The 24,562-nt window shown below is 64.5% G+C and carries 24 protein-coding genes and 2 tRNA genes; 16 read left to right on the forward strand and 10 right to left on the reverse strand.

The window, feature by feature from the left end; genetic code table 11:
• The first annotated feature begins 13 nt into the window (after nucleotides 1-13).
• Nucleotides 14-784, forward strand: coding sequence for a DUF3105 domain-containing protein (locus ACNO8S_RS14515; RefSeq protein ID WP_420182161.1), 771 nt, complete (start codon nucleotides 14-16; stop codon nucleotides 782-784).
• A gap of 23 nt (nucleotides 785-807) precedes the next feature.
• Here ACNO8S_RS14515 and ACNO8S_RS14520 read toward each other — a convergent pair whose 3' ends face one another.
• The gene (locus ACNO8S_RS14520) at nucleotides 808-1,641 is read right to left on the reverse strand and encodes an NAD+ synthase (RefSeq protein ID WP_050037185.1); all 834 of its coding nucleotides are present in this window, start codon (nucleotides 1,639-1,641) and stop codon (nucleotides 808-810) included.
• Between the two features lie 274 nt (nucleotides 1,642-1,915).
• Here ACNO8S_RS14520 and ACNO8S_RS14525 point away from each other — a divergent pair.
• The 10 genes from ACNO8S_RS14525 (at nucleotide 1,916) to ACNO8S_RS14570 (ending at nucleotide 10,051) form a co-directional block, all read left to right on the forward strand.
• Nucleotides 1,916-1,986, forward strand: a tRNA-Gly gene (locus ACNO8S_RS14525).
• Nucleotides 1,987-2,719: 733 nt separating this feature from the next.
• Entirely contained in the window at nucleotides 2,720-3,727 is a 1,008-nt protein-coding gene (locus ACNO8S_RS14530) for an AAA family ATPase (RefSeq protein ID WP_420182162.1), read from the forward strand.
• 195 nt (nucleotides 3,728-3,922) lie between these two features.
• The gene (locus ACNO8S_RS14535; protein WP_004516108.1) at nucleotides 3,923-4,231 is read left to right on the forward strand and encodes a 30S ribosomal protein S24e; all 309 of its coding nucleotides are present in this window, start codon (nucleotides 3,923-3,925) and stop codon (nucleotides 4,229-4,231) included.
• Nucleotides 4,232-4,366, forward strand: coding sequence for a 30S ribosomal protein S27ae (locus ACNO8S_RS14540; protein ID WP_004590578.1), 135 nt, complete (start codon nucleotides 4,232-4,234; stop codon nucleotides 4,364-4,366).
• A gap of 9 nt (nucleotides 4,367-4,375) precedes the next feature.
• Nucleotides 4,376-6,037 (forward strand): bifunctional N(6)-L-threonylcarbamoyladenine synthase/serine/threonine protein kinase, encoded by a 1,662-nt coding sequence (locus ACNO8S_RS14545; protein WP_420182163.1) that lies wholly within the window; start codon nucleotides 4,376-4,378, stop codon nucleotides 6,035-6,037.
• A 267-nt stretch (nucleotides 6,038-6,304) separates the two neighbouring features.
• Entirely contained in the window at nucleotides 6,305-6,580 is a 276-nt protein-coding gene (locus ACNO8S_RS14550) for a DUF5808 domain-containing protein (RefSeq protein WP_004590574.1), read from the forward strand.
• 65 nt (nucleotides 6,581-6,645) lie between these two features.
• On the forward strand, nucleotides 6,646-7,317 hold the full coding sequence (locus ACNO8S_RS14555; RefSeq protein WP_420182164.1) for a non-canonical purine NTP pyrophosphatase: 672 nt from the start codon (nucleotides 6,646-6,648) through the stop codon (nucleotides 7,315-7,317).
• Nucleotides 7,307-7,429 carry a hypothetical protein gene (locus ACNO8S_RS14560; protein WP_255355555.1) on the forward strand — a complete coding sequence of 41 codons (123 nt, stop codon included), beginning with the start codon at nucleotides 7,307-7,309 and terminating at the stop codon, nucleotides 7,427-7,429. The genes ACNO8S_RS14555 and ACNO8S_RS14560 overlap by 11 nt, the downstream gene beginning before the upstream one ends.
• Entirely contained in the window at nucleotides 7,419-8,216 is a 798-nt protein-coding gene (locus ACNO8S_RS14565; RefSeq protein WP_014041542.1) for an SDR family NAD(P)-dependent oxidoreductase, read from the forward strand. The genes ACNO8S_RS14560 and ACNO8S_RS14565 overlap by 11 nt, the downstream gene beginning before the upstream one ends.
• 131 nt (nucleotides 8,217-8,347) lie before the next feature.
• Entirely contained in the window at nucleotides 8,348-10,051 is a 1,704-nt protein-coding gene (locus tag ACNO8S_RS14570; RefSeq protein ID WP_044952059.1) for a methyl-accepting chemotaxis protein, read from the forward strand.
• A 16-nt stretch (nucleotides 10,052-10,067) separates the two neighbouring features.
• On the opposite strand, the gene ACNO8S_RS14575 is transcribed toward ACNO8S_RS14570, so the two are convergent.
• The 3 genes from ACNO8S_RS14575 to ACNO8S_RS14585 all read right to left on the reverse strand — a co-directional run bounded on the left by ACNO8S_RS14575 (nucleotide 10,068) and on the right by ACNO8S_RS14585 (nucleotide 12,883).
• Complete coding sequence (locus ACNO8S_RS14575; protein WP_420182165.1) at nucleotides 10,068-10,544, reverse strand: DUF7384 family protein; 477 nt, start codon at nucleotides 10,542-10,544, stop codon at nucleotides 10,068-10,070.
• A gap of 380 nt (nucleotides 10,545-10,924) precedes the next feature.
• Entirely contained in the window at nucleotides 10,925-11,590 is a 666-nt protein-coding gene (locus ACNO8S_RS14580) for a potassium channel family protein (protein WP_127014031.1), read from the reverse strand.
• A 57-nt stretch (nucleotides 11,591-11,647) separates the two neighbouring features.
• On the reverse strand, nucleotides 11,648-12,883 hold the full coding sequence (locus ACNO8S_RS14585) for a hypothetical protein (RefSeq protein ID WP_420182166.1): 1,236 nt from the start codon (nucleotides 12,881-12,883) through the stop codon (nucleotides 11,648-11,650).
• Between the two features lie 369 nt (nucleotides 12,884-13,252).
• Here ACNO8S_RS14585 and rnz point away from each other — a divergent pair, with 369 nt between their 5' ends.
• Nucleotides 13,253-14,188: a ribonuclease Z gene (gene rnz, locus ACNO8S_RS14590; protein WP_420182167.1), complete on the forward strand. Its 936-nt coding sequence runs from the start codon at nucleotides 13,253-13,255 to the stop codon at nucleotides 14,186-14,188.
• Nucleotides 14,189-14,230: 42 nt separating this feature from the next.
• Nucleotides 14,231-15,304: a Gfo/Idh/MocA family protein gene (locus ACNO8S_RS14595; protein ID WP_151145049.1), complete on the forward strand. Its 1,074-nt coding sequence runs from the start codon at nucleotides 14,231-14,233 to the stop codon at nucleotides 15,302-15,304.
• Nucleotides 15,305-15,313: 9 nt separating this feature from the next.
• Here the strand turns inward: ACNO8S_RS14595 and ACNO8S_RS14600 are convergent, their stop codons facing one another.
• A complete protein-coding gene (locus ACNO8S_RS14600; protein WP_014041551.1) occupies nucleotides 15,314-16,042 on the reverse strand; it encodes a DJ-1/PfpI family protein in 729 nt (242 codons plus the stop codon).
• On the opposite strand from ACNO8S_RS14600, the gene ACNO8S_RS14605 reads away from it, so the two are divergent.
• Both ACNO8S_RS14605 and ACNO8S_RS14610 read left to right on the forward strand, forming a co-directional pair.
• Complete coding sequence (locus ACNO8S_RS14605; RefSeq protein ID WP_420182168.1) at nucleotides 16,034-16,912, forward strand: PhzF family phenazine biosynthesis protein; 879 nt, start codon at nucleotides 16,034-16,036, stop codon at nucleotides 16,910-16,912. The two genes, ACNO8S_RS14600 and ACNO8S_RS14605, sit on opposite strands and share 9 nt — an antisense overlap.
• 59 nt (nucleotides 16,913-16,971) lie before the next feature.
• The gene (locus ACNO8S_RS14610; protein WP_129755732.1) at nucleotides 16,972-17,343 is read left to right on the forward strand and encodes a VOC family protein; all 372 of its coding nucleotides are present in this window, start codon (nucleotides 16,972-16,974) and stop codon (nucleotides 17,341-17,343) included.
• Nucleotides 17,344-17,373: 30 nt separating this feature from the next.
• On the opposite strand, the gene ACNO8S_RS14615 is transcribed toward ACNO8S_RS14610, so the two are convergent.
• The 4 genes from ACNO8S_RS14615 to ilvA form a co-directional block, all read right to left on the reverse strand.
• Nucleotides 17,374-18,852, reverse strand: coding sequence for a transporter (locus tag ACNO8S_RS14615; RefSeq protein WP_420182169.1), 1,479 nt, complete (start codon nucleotides 18,850-18,852; stop codon nucleotides 17,374-17,376).
• 343 nt (nucleotides 18,853-19,195) lie between these two features.
• A tRNA-Ser gene (locus ACNO8S_RS14620) sits at nucleotides 19,196-19,277 on the reverse strand.
• A 29-nt stretch (nucleotides 19,278-19,306) separates the two neighbouring features.
• Nucleotides 19,307-19,510, reverse strand: coding sequence for a hypothetical protein (locus tag ACNO8S_RS14625; RefSeq protein WP_014041554.1), 204 nt, complete (start codon nucleotides 19,508-19,510; stop codon nucleotides 19,307-19,309).
• A 151-nt stretch (nucleotides 19,511-19,661) separates the two neighbouring features.
• Nucleotides 19,662-20,873, reverse strand: a complete 1,212-nt coding sequence (ilvA, locus tag ACNO8S_RS14630; protein ID WP_014041555.1) for a threonine ammonia-lyase — start codon at nucleotides 20,871-20,873, stop codon at nucleotides 19,662-19,664.
• Between the two features lie 285 nt (nucleotides 20,874-21,158).
• Between ilvA and ACNO8S_RS14635 the strand changes: the two genes are divergently transcribed.
• Entirely contained in the window at nucleotides 21,159-22,793 is a 1,635-nt protein-coding gene (locus ACNO8S_RS14635; RefSeq protein ID WP_420182170.1) for a potassium channel family protein, read from the forward strand.
• 426 nt (nucleotides 22,794-23,219) lie between these two features.
• Here the strand turns inward: ACNO8S_RS14635 and citZ are convergent, their stop codons facing one another.
• The gene (gene citZ / locus ACNO8S_RS14640; protein WP_014041557.1) at nucleotides 23,220-24,365 is read right to left on the reverse strand and encodes a citrate synthase; all 1,146 of its coding nucleotides are present in this window, start codon (nucleotides 24,363-24,365) and stop codon (nucleotides 23,220-23,222) included.
• Nucleotides 24,366-24,562: the final 197 nt, after the last annotated feature.

Raw genomic sequence — 24,562 nt, forward strand, 5'->3', positions numbered from 1 at the left:
ATACGGACCGCCAATGGTCGACTGTGAGTACTGCGGGGAATCGTTCGACGGCGACGACGCCTACCTTGACCATCTCGCCGACGCCCACGACGGCGAACTGGGCGCGATTGATCGACGGCGCGTCGAAGAGCATACCGGTGGCGAAGAGGGGAACGCCCTCCCGGTCGGGCCGATTGTTATCGGCGTCGTCGTCGTGCTCGCTATCGGACTCACAGTGTACGCGACCCAGCTGAGTGGTGGCGACGGCGGCAGCGACGCGGACCTCGTCGGGACGGCGGGCGCACAGCCGCTGTCGGCAGTCGAGGCCTCCGGGGTCGAAGCGTCGTCACTGGACGACACCGGCGACAGCGACCGACTGGCCGGCGTCAAGCAGTTCCCGGACAGAGGGACCACCCACGTCGAAGAAGGCAGTGCTATCGACTACCAGCGGGTCCCGCCACTCTCCGGGACGCACTACGCTTCGACAGTCGATGCAGGCTTCTACGAGGCGACGCCGCTGCTCGGTTCGCTCGTCCACACGCTCGAACACGGCGCGGTCATCGTCTACTACGACCCCGATTCAATTTCCCCAGAAGCCAGAGAGAGCCTTCGGGAGTTCTCCAGCACCCACACCGGCACCTGGCGGAGCGTCATCGCTGTTCCGAACCCCAACGACGACCCGCGGGCGACCTACGTCGTGACGGCGTGGCGGCACGAGCTAACGCTGGACAGCTACGACGCCGACACCGTCCACGCGTTCCTCTCGGAGTATCTGGGCCGCGGACCGGAGAACCCGGTCCGTTAACGACTAAGTCGAAGGAACAGGCCTCAGTACAGCGGGTCCGCACCCGGCGGCATCGCCCGCTTGTGGGCGCTCGATTCGTACATCTCGCGGACAGTCTCGACGACATCGAGCGGGACACCGAGCCGGTCGGCTGTCGCAGCCGCCGGGACACCGCCGTCGATATGCAGGGCGAGGATAGAGTCGAGCGTGTCGTAGTCCATCCCCATCTCGTCGGCGTCGGTCTGGCCGGCCCACATCTCGGCGCTGGCGGTCTTTTCCGCGAGGTCGTCGGGGACGCCGACGTGTTTCGCCAGCTGTCGGACCTGCTGTTTGTACAGCGCCGCGATGGGATGGCAGTCGACCGCGCCGTCGCCGTACTTCGTGTAGTAGCCGACCAGTGCTTCGCTCCGGTTCCCGGTGCCTAGGACCAGCGCCTGCTCGTGGTTGCCGACGAGATAGTTCAGCACCGCCCGACAGCGAACCCGGAGATTGCCGACGGCGAGCTGGTCGCCCTCGGCGTCGGGATAGGCGTCGAGGAATGCGTCGACCAGCGGGTTGATTTCGATAACGTCGTACTCGATGCCGAGCAGGTCGTTGGCCACGCGCTCGGCGTCACTCATGTTGTCCGCGCGGTTGACCTCGCTGGGCATCACGAGGCCGTGGACAGCGTCGCGGCCAAGCGCCTCGACAGCCAGGTGTGAGACGAGTGTGCTGTCGATGCCGCCAGAGAGCCCCAGCACCACGGTGTCGACACCGGCAGCGTCGACCTGGTCCTCGATGAACGACGTGATATGGTCGCGGTGGGCGTCCAGTTCAGCCTCGGAGAACGTCAGGTCGATCGGGTCGTTGGCCCGTACGACGGAGTCCGCTGTTGCCATATCTACTAGTTGGCCGGGCGGAACTAATACCCATCCATCGGCGCGATATTTTCGGACGACCGTCCAGTCGAAACGCTACGTTCAAGTGCGGTCGCTGTTGACAGTTCGATACGGGGTTCGCAGGTCCGACCGACCTGCAGTCTACCGAAGTGCGCCGGTGGTGAGCAAATCCGACGGATTTGCGAGCCTCGGCGCGCGAGTGACCGTAGTGAACGATGCGCGCCGGTGTAATGCGGTTCCAAGGGAACCGCAATGCTCGGCGCGAGTGCAACGAGCGCCGGTGGTCCAGTGGTAGGACATTGCCTTCCCAAGGCAATAGCCCGGGTTCAATTCCCGGCCGGCGCATTTTGCTGCGAGCAAGTCGCGAGCAGCAAATGCAGTCCACGGGAATTGAATCACGCGAGGCGAACGGAGTGAGTCTCGCAATCGGGTTCAATTCCCGGCCGGCGCATTTTGATGCGAACAATTCGCGAGCAGTAAATGCAGTCCACAGGGAATTGAATCACGCGAGGCGAACGGAGTGAGTCTCGCAATCGGGTTCAATTCCCGGCCGGCGCACTCCCTGCGGTCGTTTGCCGCCCGATGTTCGCGAACGCGTCGCGTTCGCTCACTCCCGGCCGGCGGGTTTTGCTGCGAGCAATCCATGAACTCCAACCACAGCCGGAGATCGAGCCACGCAAAAAGCGTGCAGTTCGAACTCCGCAGGTAGTAGCGACACGATTCTAGGTACGTAGAATGAACGGTTATATGAGGATAATATGTAGTATGTTAACGTATGCCTCGACCAGCCACTCGGCCCCACAATCCCCTACTGGAATGTAAGAAATGCCACGAGCCGGTAATCAAAACAGCCGACGAGGAGTTCGAGTGCGTGGAATGCGGTTGGCGGCCAACTGCGGACAGTCTGCTCTCGTAAGCCAGATCGGGGGCGACCGGTGCTATTGGGCCAGTCACTGTTGTATTTCGGCCGAGAGAAGAGGCACCGACCGCGCCGTTACTCACTATTGGTACCAGCGGATAGCGTGAGCCCGCGGACCGCGGGATACTTGTCGGGGCCGGGCATACCCAGTGCCAACAGATGGACGCGCCGCTGTGGACGGAGACACACGCCCCGGAGTTGTCGGATATCCGCCAGCCGAAGGCCCGCGAACACCTGCAAGGAGCCATCGAGGAGCCGATGAACCTCCTAGTCCACGGGCCGAAAGGGAGCGGGAAGACGGCCGCTGTCCGAGCCTTTGCCCGGGAGGTCCACGAGAACCCCGACGCGGACTTCACGGAACTCAACATGGCGGACGTGTTCGACATGACGAAAAAGGAGGTCTCGAACGACCCGCGGTTCGCGTCGTTCATCGACAGCAAGCGCCGCCGCGAATCCTCGAAGGCCGACCTCATCAACCACGTCCTCAAGGAGTCCGCCAGCTACTCGCCGGTGTCGGGCAGCTACAAAACCATCCTGCTCGACAACGCTGAGGGGATGCGCGAGGACTTCCAGCAGGCGCTCCGTCGGGTGATGGAGCAGTACTACGAGGCGACGCAGTTCGTCATCGCGACGCGCCAGCCCTCGGCCGTTATCCCGCCGATCCGCTCGCGGTGTTTCCCGGTCGTGATGCGCGAACCGACTCACGAGGAGACGGCGTCCGTGCTGGAGGACATCGTCACCGCGGAGGACGTCGACCACGACGACGACGGCATCGAGTACGTCGCCGGCTACGCTGAGGGGGACCTCCGAACAGCAGTGCTGGCCGCCCAGACGACCGCCGAAGCCGAGGGCGAGGTGACGATGGACGCCGCCTTCGAGACGCTGAACGCCGTCGAAGCCGACGACCAGGTCGAGCAGATGATCGACGCGGCCGAAGACGGGCGCTTTACCGACGCGCGGTCGACGCTCGACGACCTGCTCGTCGACGAGGGGTATGGCGCGTCCGACATCCTCGACGACATACTGGCGGTGGCCCGGTCACGCTACTCCGGCGACCGACTGGCCGAAATTCACACCATGGCCGGGGAGACGGATATGGCGCTCGTCGACGCGGCCAACGAGCGAATCCATCTCTCACACCTCCTCGCACAGCTGGGCGAGCGGTAGGGAACAGCTGCCGGCCGATAATGCTCTGGGGCGCTGTACGGGACACAGCCGGCCGCTACTGTACGTTCCCGCGCCTCTTGCCGAACCGCGATACGGCGCGGTGACATGGAATCGCGGACGCTCAGCCGCCGAGGCGGCGTCAACCGCTTCGAAATCCTTTTACGCGCTTCGGCGGGTAGATACGGACAACGAACCATGGATATCGACATCATCGAAGAAGACGAGAATCCCATGTTGCACCGCACGGACGTCCGGTTCGAGGTCGTCCACGACGAAGCCACCCCCTCCCGTCTCTCTGTCCGCGACTCTCTTGCGGCCACGCTGAACAAGGATGCCGAAGAAGTCGTCATCCACAAGCTCGACACCAAGTTCGGCATGCGGAAGACGGTCGGCTACGCGAAGGTCTACGACAACCCCGAGTACGCTCGCGACGTCGAGCAGGACCACATGCTCGAACGCAACAAGATCGTCGCCGACGGCGAAGAGGAAGCGGAGGAAGCATAGATGCCACACAACGAGTACTACAGCGACGACGGCGAACTCGACCGCGAGACCTGTCCCCGGTGCGGTGACACCGTCCTCGCCGAGCACGAGGACCGCCAGCACTGCGGCAAGTGCGGCTACACCGAGTGGAAGTAAGGCCGCCCGATGCGTATTCTGGGTATCGAAGGTACCGCCTGGGCAGCCAGTGCTTCGGTGTTCGAGACGCCGGACCCAGCGCAGGTAACTGACGACGACCACGTTTTCATCGAGACGGACGCATACGCGCCAGACAGCGGCGGCATCCACCCGCGCGAGGCCGCCGAGCACATGGGCGAAGCCATCCCGACCGTCGTCGAGACGGTCATCGGACATGCACACGAGCGGGCGGCCGCTGGCGGTACGAACGGGGACGGAGACGACAGCGCGCCGATTGACGCCGTCGCCTTCGCTCGTGGCCCGGGACTCGGCCCCTGTCTTCGCATCGTCGCCACAGCCGCTCGGGCGGTCGCCCAACGGTTCGACGTGCCGCTGGTGGGCGTGAACCACATGGTCGCTCACCTCGAAGTGGGTCGCCATCGCTCGGGCTTCGATTCGCCGGTGTGTCTGAACGCCTCCGGCGCGAACGCCCACATCCTGGGCTACCGGAACGGCCGCTACCGCGTGCTGGGCGAGACGATGGACACCGGCGTCGGCAACGCTATCGACAAGTTCACGCGACACATCGGCTGGTCGCACCCGGGCGGGCCGAAGGTCGAACGGCACGCCCGCGACGGCGAGTACCACGAACTGCCCTACGTCGTCAAGGGGATGGACTTCTCCTTCTCGGGCATCATGAGCGCCGCCAAGCAGGCCGTCGACGACGGCGTTCCGGTCGACGATGTCTGCCGCGGGATGGAGGAGACCATCTTCGCGATGCTGACGGAAGTCTCCGAGCGGGCGCTGTCGCTGACCGGCGCTGACGAGCTGGTGCTTGGCGGCGGCGTCGGCCAGAACGACCGTCTCCAGCGGATGCTCGGCGAGATGTGCGAGCAACGCGGCGCAACGTTTTACGCCCCCGAAAATCGCTTCCTGCGGGACAACGCGGGGATGATAGCCATACTCGGCGCGAAGATGTACGCGGCCGGCGACACCATCGCTATCGAAGACTCACAGATTGACTCGAACTTCCGGCCCGACGAGGTGGCCGTCACCTGGCGCGGGACCGAAGAGTCGGTGGACAGCTATCGGGCGGCGGACGACGAAGTCCAGGGCGCGGAGGCGACCGTCCGCTTCGACGGTGATCGCGTCATCAAGGAGCGCGTGCCCCGCAGCTACCGCCATCCGACGCTCGACGAGCGCCTGCGAATCGAACGCACCAGACAGGAGGCCCGACTCACCAGCGAAGCCCGGCGCAACGGCGTCCCGACGCCGCTTGTCCGTGACGTGGACCCGCAGGAATCTCGTATCGTTTTCCAGCGCGTGGGCGATGCTGACCTGCGCGAGGGGCTGTCCGAGTCACGCGTTACAGACGTGGGCCGATGGCTCGCTCGCATCCACGACGCCGGCTTCGTCCACGGAGACCCGACGACGCGAAACGTCCGGGTCGGTGGTCGTGACGAACAGGCGGACCAGACGTTCCTGATCGACTTCGGCCTCGGCTACTACACGCAGGAGGCCGAGGACCACGCGATGGACCTCCACGTCCTCGCCCAGTCGCTCGCCGGGACCGCGGACGATCCCGAGACGCTGCTGTCGGCTGCCGAGGACGCCTACCGGACCGAGAGCGACCACGCCGACACGGTGTTCGCCAGCCTCGACGACATCGAGGGTCGGGGCCGGTATCAGTAGGATAGGAACCAAGGGCGGTGCTGAGTTGCGGTCGGCGGAGCAAGCATACCGCGGCCTTCGGCCGCGGTTTCACGCGAATCACTCCGCGATTCGCGCCTTTTTCGCCCACGTTCACAAGAGCGAAGCTCTTGTGCAGCCCATCAGAAGTCTCCGACTTCTGAGGACGTTTTTGGACGGGGGTTGAGCGCTCGCCGGGAGCGAGCGCGATGCCCCCGTCGAAAAAGGTGGTGGACAAATGGTTTAACCTCGGCCCGAATAGGAATCGGTATGGCAGAAAAACCCCAGTCGGGAACGTTGTTCGGCGTGCCGTACAACTTCGAACGACCGAGCCTCAAGCGGTTGGTGTCGGCCTATTGGAAGCCGGGCGATGACATGCTGGTGGAGAAGCCGTTCGGCATCGGCTACACGCTGAACCTGGCGAACTGGCGCTCGTGGGTCGTGCTGGCGGTCGCCGGCGTGATGCTGTATCTCGAACGCGGCGGCAGCAGCGAGGAGTTCGAATCCGAGAGCGAGGACGAACCTGTCGAAGTCGTCGTCGACTGAGACGGATTGGTTGGGCGGTTGCGGAGTTTCGACGGCTCTTTTATCGCCGGTCGCTGTGTGCCGGTATGCTCAATTTTGTCACGACCAACCCCGGGAAGGTCCGGGAGGCGACCGAGAATCTCGACGACGAGGTCGAACAGTTCGACTTCGATTACCCGGAAGTCCAGGCAGACGACCTGAAAACGGTCGCGGCCGAGGGGGCGCGGGCGGCCTACCGAGCGGCTGACGGACCGGTCATCGTCGACGACGCAGGACTGTTCATCGACGCCTTCGACGGGTTCCCCGGGCCGTACTCCTCCTACGTCGAGGACACCGTCGGCGTAGAGCGCGTCTGGCGCATGACCGAGCCGGAGGACGACCGCGGCGCGGCGTTCAAGACGGTCATCGCCTACTGCGACGGCGAAGGGTTCGAGGCGACGCCTGATCCGGGCGGGATCGACCGCGAGGACCGGCGCGGACAGGACCTAGCGGCCGACGACCGCGGCGCGGCGACGACGGACGAACAGGTCCACGACGGGAGCGCGGGGAGGAGCAGCGAGACAGTCCCGGTAAAGCTGTTCGAGGGGCGCGTGAACGGTGAAATCGTCGCGCCGCGCGGCGAGGGCGGGTTCGGCTTCGACCCGATCTTCGAGCACGACGGAACGACGTTCGCGGAGATGAGCACCGAGCAGAAGAACGCGATCTCCCACCGCGGGCGGGCGTTGTCGAAGTTCGCGGAGTGGTACGGTGAGCGGTAGCGAACCGTCCGTCGAGGGATGGGGCCCATCCCTCGGAAGTTCCAGCGACGAGGGACCGACGGCGCTGGAACCCGAAGCGACACCGGTCGCGGAGTGGTACGGTGAGCGGTAGCGACGTGCCGGTCGTCGGGACCGGCGGCACCGCCCTGATAACCGGTGCGTCGGCGGGCATCGGCAAATCGCTGGCACAGGAGTTCGCCGCACGCGGGCACGACGTGGTGCTGGTCGCCCGGAGCGAGCGGAAACTGGAGCGGCTGGCCGCGGCCCTCGAAACGAGGGGCGTCACGGCGACACCGATTGTAATGGACCTCGACCACGCGGCGGCCGCCGAAGCCCTGTACGAGGAGGTGCTGGACCGCGAGCTGGACATCGGTGTCCTCGTCAACAACGTCGGCGTGGGGACCTACGGCCCGTTCGCGGAAAGCGATCTCGACGCCGAGCGGACGCAGTTGCGGCTGAACGTCATGCTCCCGGTCGAACTGACGCGGCTATTCCTCGACGAGTTCGACGACGGCGGCGCGGTTATCAACGTGGGTTCAGTCGCCGGGTTCCAGCCGGGACCGAATCTCGCTGGCTACTACGCGAGCAAAGCGTACATCAACAGCTTCAGCGAGGCGTTGGCCGAGGAACTCCGTGAGACTCCGGTCGATGTGACGGTCGTCTGTCCCGGCCCGGTCGACACAGAGTTTCAGGAACGAGCCGGGATGGCGGACTCGATGGTTGGGTCTGTCGCCTCGAATACGCCCGAAGCAGTCGCGACGGCGGCCTACGAAGGAGCCGCCGCTGGCGAGACTGTCGTCATTCCGCGGCGGTCGATGCGGCTTATCGACCGGCTGGTCAGGGTGACGCCGCGCTGTGTCGTCCGGCGCGTTGCAGCGCTGGTCAATCGAGGCCGGTAGAGAATCAAGTACGAGAACGCTATCGGCCCTGGGCTTGTGTCGCTTATTACCGGGCCTACGTCCACTGATTTCTTTTCAATATCCGAGAATTAGACTGGAACATTATTAAACACTGTAAGAAAAGGGTGCGTATGCTCACAGACCCCGTCGGACAGTACAAAGCGGTGATACGCGAATCACTGGACCTCTTCGGCGTCTCCGGCTCCGTCGAGCGGAAGGTGCTCGCGGCCGTCGGTCTACAGTTTGCCGCCTCGGTCGCGCTGGCAGTCGTCTCTCTCGTCGCCAGCGGGACCGTCCGGTTCGTCGTCACCGGTGTATTGCTCGCTGGCGCTATCGTCGCGTTCGCCAACACGGTGTTCATCACCCGCGAGGACTTCGTCGAGCCAATCACAGCCATGGCCGCGGGTGCGGACCACATCGCGTCCGGCGAGCTCGACGTAGAACTGCCCGAGAGCGAGCGGGACGACGAGGTCGCCGAACTGCTCTCGTCGTTTCGGTCGATGCAATCCTACCTTCTGACGGTGTCCCGACAGGCCGACGCGCTCTCCCGACAGGAGTTCGACGCCGACGTCCTCGACGAGGATGTCCCCGGAGCTTTCGGAGAGTCGTTGGAGAAGATGGCCGCCAGTATGGACGACTACACCACCGAACTCAAGACGATGACCAGCGACCTCGAACGGCGCTCCCAGGCGTTGAACGACCTCGTCGTCGCCTTCGGTGACGCCGCCGAACGGGCGAAAGACGGGGACCTGACGGCCACTATCGACGAGGACTTCGAGGCCGACGACGAGCAGTTCGACGCCGTTGTCCAGAACTACAACGACCTCGTGACGACGCTGGGGGAGACGGTTGCCACCGTCGCCGCGTTCGCAGAGGACGTCGACGAGACGAGCGATCACGTCACCCGGAGCGTCGAAGAGATCGACGATGCGAGCGACGAGATTTCCCGGTCGGTTCAGGAGATCTCGGCGGGAGCCAGTCAGCAGGCGTCGCGCCACGACGACGTCGCCTCGGAGATGAACAGGCTGTCTGCCACCGTCGAAGAGATCGCCGCGACCGCCGAAAGCGCCGCCGGGACCGCCGAGCAGGCGACACAGCGAGGCCGAGAGGGGCGCGCGGACGCCGAGCAAGCTATCGATGAACTCGACGAAATGGAGGCCCGTATCGACGACATCGCCGTTGCGGTCGAGAGTCTGGTCGACCAGATCAGCGAGATTGACGACATCGTCGAGGTCATCACGGACATCGCCGAGCAGACCAATATGCTCGCGCTGAACGCCTCCATCGAGGCGGCCCGCGCGGACGGAAGCGGTGACGGGTTCGCCGTCGTCGCCGACGAGGTGAAGACGCTCGCCGAAGAGACCCGTGACGCTGCAACGGACGTATCGGACCGCATCGAGGCGGTCCAGCACGAGGCCAGCGAAACCGTCAGCGACGTGGAAGCGACGAACCAGCAGGTGACCGACAGCGCCGCAACCATCGAGTCGGCGCTCCGGGACTTCGAGGACATCGTCGACGTGCTCGGCGAGGTCAACGATTCGATTCAGGAGATATCGGGAGCTACCTCCGAACAGGCAGAGACCACGCAGGAGGTCGTCGATATGGTCGACGAAGTCGCGACAGTGAGCGAGCAGACCAACGAGGAGTCCGAGGCTGTCGCCGCCGCGACCGAGGAACAGACCGCGACGATTACCGAAGTGACCACCGAGGTACAGGAGATGGCAGCCCAGACCGACGAGTTGCGTGAGGTGCTTGCAGAATTCGACGTTGCCGAGGACGCAGCCGGGCCGTCGGGAGCAGGCGCCACAACCACCGTAACGACGGCTGACGACTAAGCAGCGAGATTACCGGCTACGCGCGTGGGTCACGGTCCGGACCGGGATACTCGCCGTCCTCGACGACTGGGTATAGTGACTCCGGGTCGAACAGGCGCGCGAAGGCGTCCGGTGGTCTGACACTCAGGGACAGATGACGGTTGAGCGACGCGCTGGTCCGGGCGCTCCGCAGGTCGTCATCGTAGGAGAGGAGGTGCTGTGCGCCGCCCCGATAGGCCGATGCCAGCGCGGGCTGGTCGCCGACCGGGTGCTCGACGATGTCACAGTCGGGTTCGATCCGCGCCCGCCAATCGGCCGCCAGGTCGTCGTCAGCGAGGTCGGCGATGACGGCAGTAGCATCGGCTAGCAGGTGGTCACTCGCGACGAGCGTGACCCACGAGTGCCGGCGGATGTGGTCGATAGCGGCACGGGCATCGCTGTCTGGTCCACACAGCAGATCGGCGGCGAGGACGTCGGCGTCGGCGACGACACGCGCCGGCGACGGCTCACGCATCGTCGTCCTCCGCCCGGTGCTCGTCGAGGGCCACACGGACAGCGTCGACCGTGGTCTGGTGGTCCGCCGCACGTTCGAACAACGTCGCCCAGGTCATAGCAGGAAGCAGTAGCTGAACGGGCAAAAAGCCGTGCCGTCTGTCGTCCGTCGGCCGCCTGTCTGACGGGCATTTATGTCTACCGGTAGCATTCCACCCGGTACGGGCGCGCTTCCACGGCTCCAGTGGACGTCGGTGCCACTGCGTGCCATCCTATCCTCCCCAGGCGCGCCCGGACACCGCGATCCTCCCTTTCATATTCTACTCCCCCCGGCTTTCGCCGCAGACAGCGAGCGCTATCGACCTGAAAAGAGACGACAAAGCGGGATATGGTCCCGGAATCTCAGGCTGACGCGTCGCCCCGGAGCGTCGCCCGAATATCGTCCAGTCCACCGGGGTCGGCCATGATCGCGACACTGTCGCCGGGTTCGATTTCCGTCTGTGGGAGCGGAATCGTCATCGGTTCGTGGTCCGTCCCGTGTGCGTAGATGTGAGCATCGCCGGGAAGGTCCACCTCGACGACCCGCTTTCCGACGAACGGCGAGTCGTCGGGAATGCGGATACTTGCGACCGAAAGCTGTTCGGTCAGGTCGGCGAGGACATTGAAGTCACCGCCCAGTAGTGCCGTCTTCGCACCAGCCGCGCCCAGTCGCTCGGGGTAGATTATCTCATCCACGTCAGCGGCGTACTTCTCGTAGATTTCCTCGCGGTAGTCGGCATCAATCCGCAGGACCGTCCGACAGCCGAACTCTTTGCCGATCATGCAGGCGGTGAAGTTCGTGTTCAGGTCGCCCGTGAGACCGCCGATAGCGTCCGCACTTTCGATACCGGCATCGACGAGGACGCTTTCCTCGTTGCCGTCACCCTGGATCGTCTCGAACCCGGTTTCCGTGGCCCGTTCGACCTTCACAGGGTCGTTGTCGACGATAACGACTTCGTGCCCCTCGCTCTGTAGAATCCGTGCGGTCCGGATGCCGACGCGGCCATAGCCAACGATAACGAACTTCATGGACTACGGTACGACGGCCACCATTAAAAATGTGAACGGGTGACAGGGTGGCGCGGGTTAGCCTTCTGTCGTCGCGCTTTCTTCGGTCGCGTTGTCCGTTTCGCCAGTCTCGTCCGCTGGCGGCTCCTCGGTTTCGTCCGCTGGTGGTTCGTCAGTCTCGTCCGCTGGCGGCTCCTCTGTTTCGTCCGCTGGTGGTTCGTCAGTCTCGTTCACTGGCGGCTCCTCAGTCTCGTCCGCTGGCGGCTCCTCGGTTTCGTCCGCTGGTGGCTCCTCAGTCTCGTTCGCTGGCGGCTCTTCGGTCTCGTTTTCGGTCGGCTCTTCGGTTTCGTCCGCTGGTGGTTCGTCAGTCTCGTTCACTGGCGGCTCCTCAGTCTCGTTCACTGGCGGCTCTTCGGTCTCGTTCACTGGCGGCTCTTCGGTCTCGTTCACTGGCGGCTCCTCGGTTTCGTTTGCGAGTGGCTCCTCGGTCTCGTTTGCGGGTGGCTCCTCAGTTTCGTTCGCCGGCGGTTCTTCGGTCTCGTTTTCGGTCGGCTCCTCGGTCTCGTCCGCTGGCGGCTCCTCGGTCTCGTTTTCGGTCGGCTCTTCAGGCGCGTCGATAGCAGACTCGATGGTGATCTCGGCGAACGCACCGTCGTCGCGCGTGAAGACGCTGTGGGTGTACGTATCCGGCTCGATATCAGTTGTGTCGACGGTGAACGTCACGTCCGTAGATTCGTTCGCGTCGAGGGTCACGGACTCGGAGGCCAGCGGCTGGCCACCCAGTCGGAACTCGACGGCCTGTGTCGTGTTGAAGTCGTTCGGGTTGGCGACGGACGCGTCGACAGTGATGTTGTCACCGGCGGTAGCGTTCGTCGGTGCGTCGAGGCTCTCCAGGGTGAACGATTCAGAGACGGTAACTGGAGCGACCTGCCCGTCGTCGCTGGTGAAGACACCGTGGCGGTAGTCACCGGGCGCGACGCCGGTCGTGTCCGCTGAGAACTGGACTGTGGTGGTCTCGTTGGGCTCAAGCGTGACGAGCGTCCGGTCGACGACAGCCCCGTCGAACCGGAACGCCACGGATTCAGTCACTGTAGTGTTCTCGTTGTTCGTGACCGTCGCGGCCACGTCAGCAGTCGAGTTCGGTGCGACGCTCTCCGGGGCGGTCAGGGAATCGACTGCGACGCCTGTGTTCCCGGCTTGTTCTGACGGCGATGCCTGTTGCGCTGTCACGCCCGGTACAGCCCCGACCTGTGCGGTGAGGCCGCCGACGACGAGTAGCGCAGCGAAAACGGCGAGTGTGCGTGTGCGTATCATGATGCGGTTCTGCGGTGATCGGAAGGCAATGCGAACGATGCAACGGGTGAGGGAAACATAAACTGGCGAGACAGTTCAATAGGACATAATAACCTGCTAAGCCGTCATCTGTTACTGCCGGCTCGGGAAAGTGAGACTGAGCGACACTTACTCAGTGTTAAATTGTTTTGCTGGTGGTTAAGTTCTCGACGGAGAAGCGCGCGAGACAGTGTGTGACACCGGAAAGCAGCCGCCATTACCGGTCAGTAGAAACAGCCATGTCACATCCCAACACACAAACGAGCGGCGCAGTGACAAGACGAAGAGTGCTACCGCTCCTGTGACGACACCCTTTCGACACCGGTTTACCCGTCGACAGTAGAGGATTCGATGACTATGCGCGTGACGTTTCTCGGGACGAGTGGGGCCGTGCCGACGACCCAGCGCAACACGAGCAGCATCTTCGTCAACCGCGACGGCGACTACCTCCTCTTCGACTGCGGCGAGGGCACACAGCGGCAGATGATGCGCTACGGCACCGGCTTCGCTATCGACCACCTGTTCGTCACGCATCTCCACGGCGACCATGTCCTCGGGATTCCGGGGCTACTCCAGACGTGGGACTTCAACGAACGCGAGCGGTCGATTGCCGTCCACACGCCGGCGGGCACGCGCGGGAACATCAAACAGCTCATCCAGGCCAACGGGACGACACCCTCGTTTCCCGTCCGCATCAACGAGGTGTCGGCCGGAGACGTAGTCCTCGACCGGTCGGAGTACGAGATTCGGGCAATCGAGACAGCCCACCGCTGTGCTAGCGTCGGCTACGTCCTCGATGAGGACGACCGGAAGGGGAAGTTCGACCGGGAGAAAGCCGAAGCGGAGTTCGGTATCCCGCCAGGGCCGAAGTACTCCAAGCTCCACCGCGGCGAGGCCGTCGAACACGATGGTGAAACTATCCAGCCGGAGGCCGTCGTCGGTCCAGCCCGTCCCGGCCGGCGGTTCGTCTACACCGGCGACACGCTCCCCACCGAGAGCGTCATCGAGGCAAGCGAGGGCGCGGACCTGCTCGTCCACGACGCTACCTTCGCGGAGGACCGGAAGGAACGGGCGAAGGCGACGGCCCACTCCACTGCCCGGGAAGCCGCCGACGTGGCGCGGCAGGCCGGCGCGTCGACGCTGGCACTGACCCATATTTCGACCCGCTACGCCGCGAGCGCCGACGAGCTAGTCGACGAAGCCCGCGACGCGTTCGACGGCGAGGTCGTGCTCGCCGAAGACGGGATGGAGCGCCGTGTCGAGTTCCCGGACGCAGACGAGTACTGATGAGATAGTGCAGCATTTATTCGTTGAAGCAATAACGGAGCCATGACACACCGATTAGTCCACGTCGGTCTGGGCGGCCAGGGGTCCACCTGGGCGACAGACGCGATTCCGCCGAACGTTCACGACGACCGAATCGAGGTCGTCGCCGCGGTCGACACCGACCCGGAACGGCACGAGTTGGCCGAACGGGAACTCGGGCTGTCGCCAGAGGAGTGCTACACCGACCTCGAAACCGCGCTCTCGGAGCGGCCGGCCGACATCTGTTCTATCGTGACACCGCCGTCGACCCACGAGGCCGTCGTGGAGACGGCGCTCGCCCACGACCTGCATATCATCTCGGAGAAGCCGATTGCCGACACACTGGAGGCGTCGGTCCGGGTGGCCGAGAAGGTGGAGAAGGCCGGCAAGAAGATGGGGATCACGATGAGCCACCGGTTCGACCGGGACAAGACGACGTTCCGCCGGGCCGTTGAGGAGGCCGGCGACATCGATTATCTGACGGCTCGGTACACGGGCAACGTCCGCGAGCGAGGTTTCTACGCCGACTACGTCTACGAAATGGAGAACATGCTCCTGCTCGACGGCGCAATCCACCACCTCGACATCCTCGCGTCGCTGGCCGATTCGCCCTGCGAGCGGGTGTACGCCGAGACGTGGACGCCCGAGGAGGCCGACTACGACGGTGACTGCAGCGGCCTCGTGACGCTGCATTTCGCCGATGGCACCCGCGCCCAGTACGAGGGCAGTTACGCCAACGCAACGACACTGAACGGCTGGGGCCACGAGCAGTTCCGCGCCGAGTGCTCGGACCAGACGGTCCTCCTCGACCGCCGCGATGTCGAGCGGTTCCACGCCGACGCGTACGACACCGGGAACTTCGAGAGCATCGGCAAGGGCGACGGCGAGACGGTGCCGCTGGCAGAGCGGCCCCACTGGAAAAACGCCTGGCTCATCGAGCAGTTCTGCGACTGGATCGACGGCGACGACCCGATGCCGACGAATGTCGACAGCGTCCTCCAGTCGATGGCCATCGTCTTCGCCGCCATCGAGAGCAGTGAAACCGGCGAGGCCGTCGACGTGCAGGCGCTGCTCGACGACGCCCGCGCGAACGCCTGATTCCGCGTTTTACGCCGATTCGCCGCGGAAGACCTCGCCGCAGGGCTCGTATTCCATCTCCTCACAGACAGCGGCGGCCACGTCCGCGCCCCACTCGCGTTCGACGAGGTGGACGGCGAGGTCCAGCCCGGACGTGACGCCGCCACAGGTCAGAACGTCATCGTCGTCGACGACCCGGGCGTCGACAACCGTCGCGTCGGTCGCCCGCAGGTCCTCGATTGCGCCGCCATGTGTCACCGCTGGCCGGCCATCGAGCAGGCCGGCCCGAGAGAGCACCATCCCGCCGGTACAGACGCCGGCAACAGTCGCACCGCGGTCGTGTGCCGCCGCGACGGCGTCGGGCAGGTCGCCGCGTTCGGTCTCCGTCCAGACGCCGGCCTCGCTTCGGTCGTTCCACCCGCCGCCAGCGACGACGAGCAGGTCCGGGGTCACGTCGGCGAGCAATCCGTCCGGTTCGACTCGAAGCCCGTGGCTCGCAGTGACCGTGTCCGAGTCGCGCACCGAGCGAAGCGTCACGTCCCACGACGCGCCAGAGCGCGCCGCGTTCTCGAACACCTCGTAGGGCCCGATGGCGTCCAGTTCGTCGAACCCGTCGAAGCAGGCGATTGCAACAGTGTCCATGCCCTCGATACGGCTGACGGCGAGAAATAGCCCGGTGGCTTCAAGCGACTCGGTACCATCCGACAGGCATCCGGAGTGTTCTTTGGGAGCGACGCCGAGCGAACAGGTATGTCCCATCCGTTTCACATCGTCGACGTGTTCGCCCGGGAGCGATACGCCGGGAACCAACTCGCCGTCGTGACCGATGCCGGCGACCTCCACGAGGACGAAATGCAGGCCATCGCCGCCGAGATGAACTACTCCGAAACGACGTTTGTTACCGGCGAACCGACCGACGGCGCGTGGCCGGTCCGCATCTTCACTCCCGCGGCCGAGGTGCCCTTCGCCGGCCACCCGACCCTCGGGACCGCACAGGTCATCCGGGACCACCTGGCTGACGGGACTCCAGAAACGGTGACGCTGGACTTGCCTGTTGGCGAGGTCCCGGTCGAAGTGCGAGAGCGCGACGGCCGCGAGATCCTGTGGATGACACAGCAGGCCCCCGAGTTCGGCGAGCAGTTGACCCACGAGGACCTCGCCGCCGTTCTCGGCCTGCCGGCTGACCGACTGGACCACGACTGGCCGGTCGAAATCGTCTCCACGGGGCTGGCGACGATTGTCGTCCCGGTGGCCGACCGCGACGCGCTGGAAGCCATCGACCTGGACCGCGACGCCTACGACGCCGTGACCGGCGACCGCGACGCAAAGAACGTTCTGGCGGTCTGCCGAGAGCCGCGGAGCGACGACAACGACCTCGCTGTCCGCGTGTTCGCACCGTTCTACAACGTACTGGAGGACCCCGCGACTGGCTCCTCGAACGGCTGTCTGGCCGCGTATCTCGCCCGACACGAGATGCTCGGCAGCCCTGCCGTCGAGGCCCGTGTCGAGCAGGGCTACGAGATGGGGCGACCGTCGCTGTTGCATCTCTCAACTGACGGCAGCGGCGAGGACATCAGCGTCCGAGTCGGCGGCAGCGTCGTCGCCGTCGCTCGTGGCGACCTGCTCTAAGTGGCCGTGACAGTCGGGTTTCCGGCACACTCATTTCGCCCCGTCCACAACGCCGCGGCATGGACCTCGCACACACCGCTATCTGCGTCTCAGACCTCGACCGCACGATGGATTTCTACGAGGCGCTGGGCTTCGAGGAGACGAATCGGTTCACGCTAGACGGCGTGGAGAACGTCTATCTCGGCCGAGACGGCGACGGCGACCTGCAACTGCGCTACGATCCCGACCGCACCACCCCGGTCGCGCCGAACCGCGCCGACGTGGACCACATCGCGTTCACCGTCGACGATGTCGAGGGGACCTTCGAGACGGCCATCGACGCCGGCGCTGCGCCGGTGCTGGAACCGACTGAAGTCGACGCTGCAGAGGCCTTCGCCGCCTTCGTCGAGGACCCCGAAGGGTACACACTGGAGTTCTACCGCTGGCTCTGAGCGGCGACGTCCGCAGCGAACGAGCAGTGCTCACCCAAGCAGGGAGCGAACCCGACCGCGCCATAGCGCTGCCGTCCGGGTGGCGACGAGTCGAGCCGGTTCGGACACCGCAGCGAGGAAGCCGCCGAAGCCGACGAGGCACGTCACAGCGGCCGCGCTGGCAACGATTACCGGGGAGAGGCCAGCGCGCGTGAGGACGGCGACCGCACCGGTCGTGAGTGCGAACGAGACTCCGAGGCCGACAGCGAGGTACGCCGCAACCCTGGAATCCAGCGGAATCCGGCCGAAGACAGCCCGAGAATAGTAGATGACGTACCCGAAGACGACCAGATTCATGACGCCGTACCCGGCGGCCCCGGCGACCGCCCCGAACTCCGCCCCGAAGATCGTGGGCACTGGAACGCTGAACGCCAGTCCGTAGAGCTTCGTGCGGAAGCTCACGCTCGGTTTCCCGATACCCTCCATGGCGTGTGACGTGAGCGTCCAGAAGCCACGGAGGATGTTCACGCCGCCGACGAGCAGGACAGTCGTCGAGAAGACACCCTCCGAGCCGGCGAAAGCGATCCGCGCAACCACGTCGTGTGCGGCCAACAGGTAGCCGAAAACGACGAAGGTGACGCCCGTCCCGCCGGTGACCGCCCCGTCGAGGTACGCGAGTTGCGTGTCACCGGCGGAGGAGTCCCCGCTGACCTTCGTGAGCAGCGGGGAGGAGAGCCGCCAGGAGATCGTCGCCCCGAAGTCGGCGAACCGGTCGGCGGCCTCGTAGATCCCGACAGCCGCCGGCGTCGCGACGATGCCCAGCACGTACACCGGCATATTGTACGACAGACGGTCCAGCACCTGGTCCGGGACGCTCCACCTGGCAAAGTTCCAGGCGCGCTCGACGGCGTGTCGGTCCGGCAGCGTCGGGACGACGCCCAGCGCGACGGTCACAGGAACGAGCACCGCCAGCCGAACCCCGGCCACGACGAGCAGCAGGTCGCCGGCGGTCGTCAGTGTCGGGGCCAGCGCCAGCAGGATGATGAGCTGGATAGCGCTCTGGACGCCGTTAAGCCACGTCTGCACGCTCGGGTAGCCGATGGCACCGACCAGACTCGTCGCGACCATCGACAGTGCAACCGCAAGGGCGTACAGACCGACAGGCGCGAGCAGTCCCGGAGACACCACGGTATTGCGGACGATGACGCCGGCCAGCGCGGCCACAGCCACACCGGCGACGAGGAGATAGCCGAGGGCGAATAGCACTGCCAGGCCGAAATACGGGCCGACAGCTTCGCCCCGTTCGCTGCCGACTTTCTGCAGCGTCTGGCTGATGCCCCGGATCGGACGAAGGACGAGCGAGACCGAGATACTGACGAAGAAATACGTCCCGGTCGCTCCAGGCGATGTGACGAACGCGTAGACGATACCGCTGAGAACGAACAGCGTCGTCGAGAACAGCGCCCCGCTGGTCGTCCGAATAGAGGAGTCCAGCAGGTCTATCTCGTCGCCGTCACGCTGTTCGACCATCGACCGAGTATCAGGGCTGTGGGCGGGAAAACGGTGCGGTGGTTGCACTGGCAGGCGGAACAGCAATGTGACAGGCGCTGTCGCTCCTCACCCGCAGTCAGTCACAGAAATCCCCGCTCACGGCTCACTTTGTTCGCCGTTCGCGGTTCTGGAGGTTCTCACTTCGTTCGAACCTCACTACGCCAGGACTGGGATTTGAACCGATGGCGAGACGTTCCGGGGTGCTCGCTTCGCTGTGCTCCCGGGGCTGCGACTCGCGTGCTCAAATTCCAGTCAGTGTACGTTTCGTGACTGCTGGCTCGCTCGTCGCTGTCGCTCCTCACTCGCAGTCAGTCACAGAAAACGCCAGGACTGGGATTTGAACCCAGAATCCCGAAAGGGAACACGCTTTCCAGGCGTGCGCCTTACCGTTCGGCCATCCTGGCACGTATTTCGAGAGTGCGAGGGCGGGCGATTAAGGGCTTTCGTTTCCGAACAGCCGGGGCTGCATGCGGTAAGAGGCCAGCGTCGCCCCGATACCGACGGCTACGGCGACGCCGGCTTTGGCTGATATCGACACCGGCGTCCCGGCCAGCAGTTCGTAACCCTGAACGAGAACCAGAAACGCGAGGCCCCCGACGACGCCCCACAGGAGGCTGGCCTTCGTTCGCGGGTCCATCAGCGCCCTCCGTTCCGTGCTGTTGTATCGGCAGGTACTGTCCGTGCGAGCCGTCGCATACACGAAGCGGTGGCCGCCGCGGCTAAAACCCCGCCGAAATCAGTCGAGAACAGTTCTCTCGGCGCGCTCTGGCTCGGGGGGCGAGACCCAGTCAGACGAGCACGTCGACCTCGTACCCCTCGTCGGTGAGCGCGTCGATGAGTTCGTCAACGTGGTCGTGGCCGCGGGTCTCCAGATCCAGTTCGACCTCGGCCGAACTCATCGCCACGTCGCGACTGGTCCGGTCGTGCTCGATGCCATAGATGTTGACCTGCTCGCGCGAGAGGACCTCGACGAGTTCCTCTAGCGCTCCGGGGCGGTCCTGAAGGACAGTCCGGATCTTGAGATAGCGGCCGGTCTCGACGAGGCCGCGCATGATGACGTTAGTCAACATGTTCAGGTCGATGTTCCCGCCACACAGCGCGGGGACAATCGTCTCGTCGTCCTCGAAATCGAACTTCTCCTCCATGACGGCGGCCAGCGCGACGGCACCCGCGCCCTCGGCGAGTGTTTTTGAGCGCTCTAACAGCGTCGTCAGGGCGACAGCGATTTCGGAGTCCGACACCGTCACGACCTCGTCGACGCGTTCGCTGATGACCTCGAACGTCTTTTCGCCGGTGGTACGAGTGGCAATGCCGTCGGCAATGGTCTCGACGCTGTCACGTTCGATACGGTGCCCCTTCTCCAGGGATTCGGCCACGCTGGACGCTCCCTCGGCCTGGACGCCGATGACGCGGATGCTTTCGTCCTTACCTTTGAGCGCCGTGGCGATGCCGCTGATGAGCCCGCCGCCGCCGATTGGAACGACGACCGTGTCCACACCGGGGAGGTCCTCGTAGATTTCCAGTCCGATGGTCCCCTGCCCCGCCATCACTTTCTCGTCGTCGAAAGCGTGGACGTAGGTCCGGCCCTCCTCGCGCTCGAGTTCGTGGGCGTGTTCGGCGGCCGCGTCGTAGTCCCGGCCGTGGAGGACCACGTTGCCGCCGTAGCTCCGGGTCGCCTTCACCTTCGAGACTGGTGCTCGTTCCGGCATCACGATTTTCGAGTCGACGCCGATTCGCGTGGCGGCCAGTGCAACTCCCTGAGCGTGGTTGCCGGCGCTCGCCGTGACGACACCGGCTTCCCGTTCAGCGTCCGAGAGCGACGCGATGCGGTTGGTCGCACCCCGTATCTTGAACGACCCCGTGCGCTGGAACAGTTCGAGCTTGAGATGGATATCCGCGCCTGTCATCGCCGAAAACGTGTGCGAGTAATCGAGCGGTGTGTGCCTGGCCGTTTCAGAGACGGTGTCCTGTGCCGCGAGGACGTCCTCAAATGAGAGCATGGGAGTGGCTATTCACCGGACCATGTTATACTGTCGGCCGACCATGCGGCATCGACGGCCGCCATAGCCACGACTGCTCGGGTAGTGTCCTGAAACGGAAAGGGGGAGCGTGTGACTGCACGCGGGAGAAGGAACGCGATTAACTTAAATCCCGTCGTAGCGCGGTGAAAGTGAAAGTGCGGGACAACGGCCGGGTGAGAAACTCTCCCTGGCGCTCGTTTCCTGAGAGGGCCGTCGACTAGCCGGACAGAACTGTTTTACACTCGGTATCCCAGAACGTAGTAGATGGATACCTGGCAGCGACGAACAGCGCTGTACGTTCTCGGCCTCGTTGGCATCATCCTAGCCTATGCGCTGGCCTACGACTACGGGATGTCGGCCTTCGAGAACGAGCCGCGCACGTTCCTGAAATCGCTGCAAATCGTCGTAGAGACGTTTACTACGACTGGCTACGGCTCGGATGGGGACTGGCAGAGCACGGAGATGTTACTACTCATCATCGTGATGGACATCACCGGCGTCGTGCTCATCTTCCTCGCATTACCGGTGTTGCTGTTTCCGCTGTTCGAGGAGGCAATGGAGACGAAAGCCCCGAATACGGTCGAAAACGGACTCAGCGACCACGTCGTCATCTGTCAGTTCTCTCCCCGTGGTGAGACACTCGTCACCGAACTCGACACCTGGGACGTCGACTACGTCATCGTCGAGCCGGACCGGAACCGGGCCAACGACCTCTACGAAGACGGGTACTACGTCATCCACGCCGACCCGCAGTCCGTCGACGGGCTCGAGCGAGCCCATCTGTCGTCCGCCCGCGCGGTCGTGGCCGACGCGTCCGACCAGGTGAACACCAGTATCATCCTCACCGCCCGTGAAGTCGACGAGTCCGTCCAGACCGTCAGTGTCGTCAAGGAGCCCGACCGGGCGAAGTACCACGACCTCGCCGGCGCCGACGCCGTCCTGTCGCCGCGTGGACTGCTCGGTGAGAGCCTCGCGAGCAAGGTCACGACCGGCGTCTCGACGACGCTCGGGGACTCAATAGAAATCGGTGAGGACTTCGACATCGCCGAACTGCCGATCCACCGTGGGAGCGACCTCGTCGGAACGACGCTGGCCGACAGCGGCATCCGCGAGGAGACCGGCGTCAACGTCATCGGCGCGTGGTTCCGTGGCCAGTTCGTGAGTCCGCCCGACCCCGACGCCGAACTCGACGGCAGTACTGTCCTGCTGGTCTCGGGGACCGAACGTCAGCTGGAACAGCTCAAGGAGATGACGCTTTCTAGCGTACACGGCTTCCGCCGCGGGGAGACTGTCATCATCGGTGCCGGCGAGGTCGGCCAGACGATCACGGCGGCGCTCACGAACGCCGGGGTGCCGCACACAGTGCTCGATCAGACCGACGAGCCCGGCGTCGATGTCGTCGGCGACGCCACGGAGCCAGACGACCTGCGACACGCTGGCGTCGGCGCAGCCAGAACGGTTATTCTCGCCCTATCGGAGGACACCGACACCGAGTTCGCGACGCTGGTCATCCGTGACCTCAACCCGGACGTCGAAATCATCGCCCGCGCCGAGGAAAGCGAGAACGTCCAGAAGATGTACCGGGCGGGCGCTGACTACGTCCTCGCGCTGTCGACGGTCAGCGGCCGGATGCTCGCCTCCACGATCCTCGAAGACGAAGACGTCATCTCGATGGACCAGCAAGTCGAGGTCATCCGCGTCGCTGCCGACGGCCTCGGTGGTACGACGCTGGGCGAGGCCGATGTCCGCTCGCGGACGGGCTGTACGGTCGTCGCCATCGAACGCGACGGCGCAGTCATCACCGACCTCGGTCCTGACGTGACTATCGAACCGACTGACAAGCTCGTCATCGCCGGCACCGACGACGGCGTGACGCGGTTCAAGTCGGTGTTTGGCTAACCTCCTTTTTCCGCCTCGGGTACGCTTCACGCACCGCGCGGCGCAAAAACGTGGTCTTGCTGAGCGGAGTCGTTCGAGGGGCGCTTGCGCCCCTCGTGATGACGAGAGAGCGAAGCTCTCTCGAACCACGAAGCAAGGCTCGAAAGACGAGCGCAGCGAGTCTTTCGGTGGCGAAAAAGGCCGAACGCTCGCTATGCTCGCGTTCGGTGAACCGCTCACTTCGTTCGCGGACAGTCGCTACGCGTCCGTTACCGCAGAGTTCGATATTGGAGAGACTCGACAGGAGATGCATCTTGTGCCGATTCCGAGAACCGGCGGCGTCGCCGCCGGACGCTGGCCGCCCTGCCCTTCCCCGGTTCGCGCGATGAAACGCGCTCACGGCCACGCGGTAGTGACAGGCTACGGACGACTGACAGCGGGAGCGCCTTACCGTTCGTCCAGCGGCACGAACTCCGTCTCGTCGGGGTTCTTGCCGACGTACCGGGCACGGGGGCGAATCAGGCGGTTGTCCTCGATGTACTCGAAGACGTGGGCGACCCAGCCGCCGACGCGGGACATCGCGAAGATTGGGGTGTAGATGTCGATGGGGATGCCCATCTGGTAGTACGTCGATGCCGAGTAGAAGTCGACGTTGGGGGCCAGCCCCTTCTCTTCCATGAGGTAGTCCTCGATGGTGGTCGACATCTCGTACCACTTGAGCGTCCCGGCGGCCTCGCCGAGTTCCTTCGAGCGCTCGCCGAGAATCTTCGCGCGCGGGTCCTTGACGTTGTAGACGCGGTGGCCGAAGCCGGAGACGCGGCGGCCTTCGTCGAGGGCGTTCTTGACCCAGTCGAGCGGGTCGGATTCGGCGTCGTCGACCTCCTTTAGCATCTCCATAACGTCCTGATTGGCGCCGCCGTGGAGCGGTCCCTTCAGCGTCCCGATAGCAGAGGTGACCGCGCTGTGAACGTCCGACAGCGTCGACGCCGTCGTGATGGCCGAGAACGTCGATGCGTTGAGGCCGTGGTCGGCGTGGAGCACGAGCGCCTGGTCGAACACGTCGGCGAGCACGTCGTCGGGCTCCTCGCCGTTGAGCATGTACAGGAAGTTCGCGGCGTGGTCGAGGTCGTCGCGAGGTGCGACGGGTTCCTTGCCGTCGCGGATGCGAGTGAACGCCGCGATGATGGTCGGAATTTTGGCCGTAATCCGCCGCCCAGTTTCGAGATTGACCGTCTCGTCGGTCGGTTCGGCGTCCTCGGGTGCGGGGTCGAACGCCGAGAGCATCGACACCGCGGTCCGGAGCGCTGCCATCGGGTTCTCGTCCGCTTCGGCGAGCTGTCGCACGGTCGAGATGACATCGTCGTCCACGCCGCGTGCGTCCACCATCGCCTGCTTGAACTCGGAGAGCTCGTCCCGGTTCGGCAGATGACCGTGCCAGAGCAGGTACAGCACCTCTTCGTAGCTGGCACCCTTCGCGAGGTCCTCGATGGTGTACCCCCGATACACGAGTTTGCCAGCGTCGCCGTCGATAACGCTGAGTTCGGACTCGGCGACGATGACACCCTCGAGTCCCTTCTTGAGGTCGTCGGACATACGCAATCTCTTCCCTACCTTCCGGGAAAAACATTTTCTTTCCGAGCGTGTGTGGCACAATGTCAGGAACAGTTATTGGACGACTGTCCATCTGATTACCGGTCTATTTGGGTCGATACCCCAACGTAGCACCCACACTGGTATGCAAACGGCCAGTCACAGCCAATAGCGGGGCGCGCTATCTCCTCACACAGTGA

The organism is Haloarcula sp. KBTZ06 (genome assembly GCF_048595605.1).
Classification (GTDB): domain Archaea; phylum Halobacteriota; class Halobacteria; order Halobacteriales; family Haloarculaceae; genus Haloarcula; species Haloarcula hispanica.